This window comes from Rhodoblastus sp., assembly GCF_041915505.1.
Lineage (GTDB): Bacteria > Pseudomonadota > Alphaproteobacteria > Rhizobiales > Beijerinckiaceae > Rhodoblastus.
Window position 1 is genome coordinate 1 of sequence record NZ_JAYSBG010000321.1, and the last position, 4018, is coordinate 4018.

Here is a 4018-nt window from a genome sequence, read left to right on the forward strand (position 1 = left end):
GGCGCAGATCATGCCGGCGATCATTCCGATCACGGCGGTCTATCATTTCGACAATTTCGGTCCGATCCGGCCTTATCTCGGCGCCGGCGTCGCCGTCGGTTTTTCCTTCGACAACAAGAACGCCTTCCTCAACGACGTCCATGTCGGCAGCTCGTTGGGTTTCGCGCTGCAAGGCGGCGTCGATTACATGATCGACCGCAACTGGGGCGTGAGCCTCGACGTCAAGAAGACCTTCAACTATGTCCAAGCCTACGCCAGCGGGGTCAATGTCCCGGGCGTCGGAATCATCCCGACCCGCGTCGACCAGCACACCCAGTTCCAGCCCTGGCTGTTCTCCCTGGGCGTCGTCTATCGCTTCGGCGGCGGCGAGCCCGTTCTCGCGAAATATTGATTTGGCGAACAAGGACCTGGAGCGCGGGCGGCGCTCCAGCGCCGGAAATTCCGCCCGGAACGAATTGGGGCTTGAATTGGGGTCTGGACGCGGAGAGGTTAAGAGACTCGCGTCTCGCCCCAAGATGACCATTCCATGCGCCTGATTTTTCCGGTTTCCCTCCTGCTTCTGCTGGTCCTGACGGCCGAATCCCGTGCGCAACTGCAATTGCCGGGCGCCGTCGGCGCGCCGACCCCCACCGGCCAGTCGCTCACGCCGCCGGCGTCGCGCTCCGGGCCTTCGCCGTCGGGCGGGACCTATTCCGGTCACTTCAGCGCGTCCAGGCCTCCGGCGCTCGAGTCCGTCATCGACAAATCCTTCAGCCTGTCGGGCGCGCGCGGCCTGCTTCAGGTCGAGAAGGCCGGCGCCGATCTCCGCGTCGCCCGGCTGACCGTGGTCGGCGACAAGATTTCCCGACCGAATCAATCCTGCGAAGTGTCGATGGGCGCCGAGGGGCCGATCACGCTCAAGCCGCTCGGCGCGCCCGACGGCGTGCAGCGCTTTGAGCTCGATTCCTCGGCCTGCCCGGTGCAATTCGATGTGCTGAGCGGGGCGCTTCGCGCGCGCAGCCCGAATGGCGCCTGCGCCTTTTCGGCGGCCGATTGCCGCATCGACGCGGCCGGCCTGTGGGGGCCGGCGGGGACCAGCTTTTCCGACGCCCAGATCAAGGTGATCGAAAAGGAGCGCGGCGCGCTCGAAAACGCCATGCGCGCGCATTTCCGCACCCTGCTCGACAAATATAAGAAGGACAAGCCGGCGGCCCAGGCGGCGATCAAGGAACAGGCCGGCTTTTCCTCGGAGCGCGCGCAGGTCTGCCGCGATTACGACCGCGAGGAAGCGGTCGGCTTTTGCGCCCTGCGCCTGACCGAGGCGCGCGATTTCCGCCTGCAGTCGCGGCTTGCCGGCGAAGGCGGCGCGGTCAAGGCGGAAAAGCCGAAAAGCCCGCCGAAACGCCGCGCCACGCCGGTCGCGGCGCCGGCCTCCCCGCCCGAACCGCCGCCGGCCGGCGCGCAATGACGGGCCGGCGTCCGCGCCGTGCTCAAGCGACCGTCGTCGAGGAAACGCCATGGTCTCTCTGGTTTCCGGTCTGATTCTGTTCTTCGCGGTCCATCTGCTGCCGACCGCGCCGTCGCTGCGGACGGCGCTGCGCGCGCGCCTGGGCGAGAACGGCTACAAGCTCGCCTTTTCCCTTGCCTCCGCGCTCGGCCTCGGGCTGATCGTCGTCGGCGTTTCCGCGATGCGCGGCGCGGCGGCCGACGTCCAGCTCTGGTATCCGCCCATCTGGGCGCGCCATCTGGCTTTCACGCTGATGCTGCCGGCCTTCGTGCTGGTCGTGGCGGCTTATACGCCCTCCCATATCCGCGACTGGGCCCGCCATCCGATGCTTGCGGGCGTCACTTTATGGGCGGCGGCCCATCTCGCCGCCAATGGCGATCTGCTGGCTCTGCTGCTGTTCGGCTCGTTTCTGCTGTTCTCGCTCTACGACCGGATTTCGGCGTCGCGGCGCGAGGTTCCGCCGCGGCCGGCGGCGCGCGGCTGGGCGGCGGACGGCGCGGCCGTGCTGGTCGGCGTTGGGCTGTGGGCCGCGACCTTGCTCTGGCTGCACGCCTGGGCGGGCGTCCCGTTGCTGGCCTTCGCGCGCTGAAACGTCAGACCACGGCGGAAAGCGCCACGCCGCCGTCGCGCACCTGCGCCCGGTCGGCGTGGAAAGCGGCCAGCGTCGAGCGATGGCCGATCGAGACCAGCGTCGTCTGCGGCAGGCTTTCCGCCAGCATCCGATAGATTGCGCCTTCGGTGTCCTCGTCCAGCGCCGCCGTGGCCTCGTCCAGCAGCAGCCAGTCCGGCCGCGCCAGCAAAGCGCGGGCGATCGCCACGCGCTGCTGCTCGCCGCCGGACAGCCGCTGGCCCCAATTGTCGGCGATGTCGAGCTTGTCGGCGAGCTGCGGCAGGCGGGCGTTGACGAGCGCCTGCGCGATCTCCTTGTCGTCATAGCGGCCGGGCTCGGCCGGATAGGTCACCGCGTCGCGCAGCGAGCCGATCGGAATATAGGGCCTCTGCGGCAGCAGCAGCAGCTTGCCGCGCGGTGGAATCGCCGCGTCGCCCGAGCCGAACGGCCAGACCCCGGTCAGGGCGCGGAACAAGGTGGATTTGCCCGAACCTGAGGCGCCCGTGACCAGCAGATTGCGGCCGCGCGTCACGCTGAGGTCCACGCCTTTCAGCAAGGGCGCGCCATTGGGCAGGGCCACGGTCGCGCCGCGCAGGCCGGGCGCCGCCGCATCAGGCTCGATCGTGAATCCGGACGCCGTCTGGGCCCCCTCGATCGCGGCGTCGAAGGAGGTCAGACGGTCGAGCACCGCCTTGAAGCCGGCGAGCGAGGCGTAATAGCTGACGAAGAAGTTCAGCGCGCCCTCGACCTGGCCGAAGGCCCCGGCGGTCTGGCTCATCGTGCCCAGCGTGATCTTGCCCAGAAAATAAAACGGCGCGGAAAAGATATAGGGGATGATCGGGCTGAGCTGGCCGTAGAAGCCGGTGAAGGCGGTTAGCTTCTTGCGCAGGTTGATCATGTCGAGATAGTTCGAGATCAGCGCGCCGAACTTGCCGCCGAGATCGGCGCCTTCGGCCTTTTCGCCATTCAGCAACGCGACCTGTTCGCTATATTCGCGCAGCCGCGCCAGCGAGAAGCGGAAATCCGCCTCGACCTTCTGCCGCGTGAACATGATGCGCACCAATGGCCGGCCGATCAGATGGGTGATCAGCGTGCCGGTCGCCGCATAGATCAACGCCACCCAGAACAGCAGGCCGGGCAGGCGGAAGTCGGTGCCCGGAAAGGTGAAATTGGCCGAAATGCCCCAGAGCAGGATGGCGTAGGACACCAGCGACGACAGAGTGGAGATCAGCAGGATCGAATAATTATAGACGCCCTGCCCGAAGGCGCCGCCCTCGCCGCCGCCGTCGATGAAACGGGCGACATCTTCCGCGATACGCTGGTCGGGGTTGTCGGTCGGGCCGCCGCTGAGCGACATCCGGTAATGGGCGTGGTTGTGCAGCCAATGCGAAATATAGAATTGCGTCAGCCAGCGCCGCCAGCGGATGACGAGATAGGAGCTGACGACATATTCGATCACCAGGCTGCCGATCAGGATGAACACCCAGGGCATGAAGACCCAGAACAATTGGCGCCAGAATTCCGGGCCGTTCTTGTCCTGGATGGCGTTGCCGAAATCGCGGTGGAAGAAGTTCAGCCGCAGCGAAATGGCGACCTGCGCCTGGTTCAGCACCACGAGAAAGACCACCACAGCCGTCGCGAACCGGCTCTCGGTGGTCTTGAAGCGGAACGGCCCGAGCCCGGTCGAGGTCTCGTCCTGGGCCAGAAAAAACCGGTCGGCGATCCGGGTCAGCGAGCGCACGACAGGAATGTGCGACACCGCGAAAACGATGATCGCGAACATGGCGACGGTGAGCGGCAGGGTCGCGGGAATGGGGGTCTCCGCCAGCGCCTTGGGCCAATAGCCGAGCTGGCCGGAAATATTGGCGAGGCCGAACAGGATCGTCTCGACCGAGAACAAGGCGATAAAGATTTTCAGGAAG

General features: G+C 66.5%; 4 protein-coding genes. 3 read left to right on the plus strand and 1 reads right to left on the minus strand.

Annotation, left to right across the window (positions count from 1 at the left end; translation table 11 throughout):
- The 3 genes from ACE3S9_RS16090 to ACE3S9_RS16100 all read left to right on the plus strand — a co-directional run.
- The coding region (locus ACE3S9_RS16090; protein WP_374547492.1) for an OmpW family protein at positions 1-391 on the plus strand (391 nt) is incomplete at its 5' end.
- Between the two features lie 135 nt (positions 392-526).
- On the plus strand, positions 527-1447 hold the full coding sequence (locus tag ACE3S9_RS16095; RefSeq protein WP_374547493.1) for a hypothetical protein: 921 nt from the start codon (positions 527-529) through the stop codon (positions 1445-1447).
- Between the two features lie 49 nt (positions 1448-1496).
- A complete protein-coding gene (locus ACE3S9_RS16100) occupies positions 1497-2075 on the plus strand; it encodes an NnrU family protein (RefSeq protein ID WP_374547494.1) in 579 nt (192 codons plus the stop codon).
- 4 nt (positions 2076-2079) lie between these two features.
- Here the strand turns inward: ACE3S9_RS16100 and ACE3S9_RS16105 are convergent.
- Positions 2080-4018: ABC transporter ATP-binding protein/permease (locus ACE3S9_RS16105; protein ID WP_374547495.1), on the minus strand; the 1939-nt coding region annotated here is incomplete at its 5' end.

Excerpts from the sequence above, each read along its gene's own strand:
- ACE3S9_RS16095 (WP_374547493.1), top strand. The coding sequence starts at position 527 with ATGCGCCTGATTTTTCCGGTTTCCCTCCTGCTTCTGCTGGTCCTGACG.
- ACE3S9_RS16100 (WP_374547494.1), top strand. The coding sequence starts at position 1,497 with ATGGTCTCTCTGGTTTCCGGTCTGATTCTGTTCTTCGCGGTCCATCTG.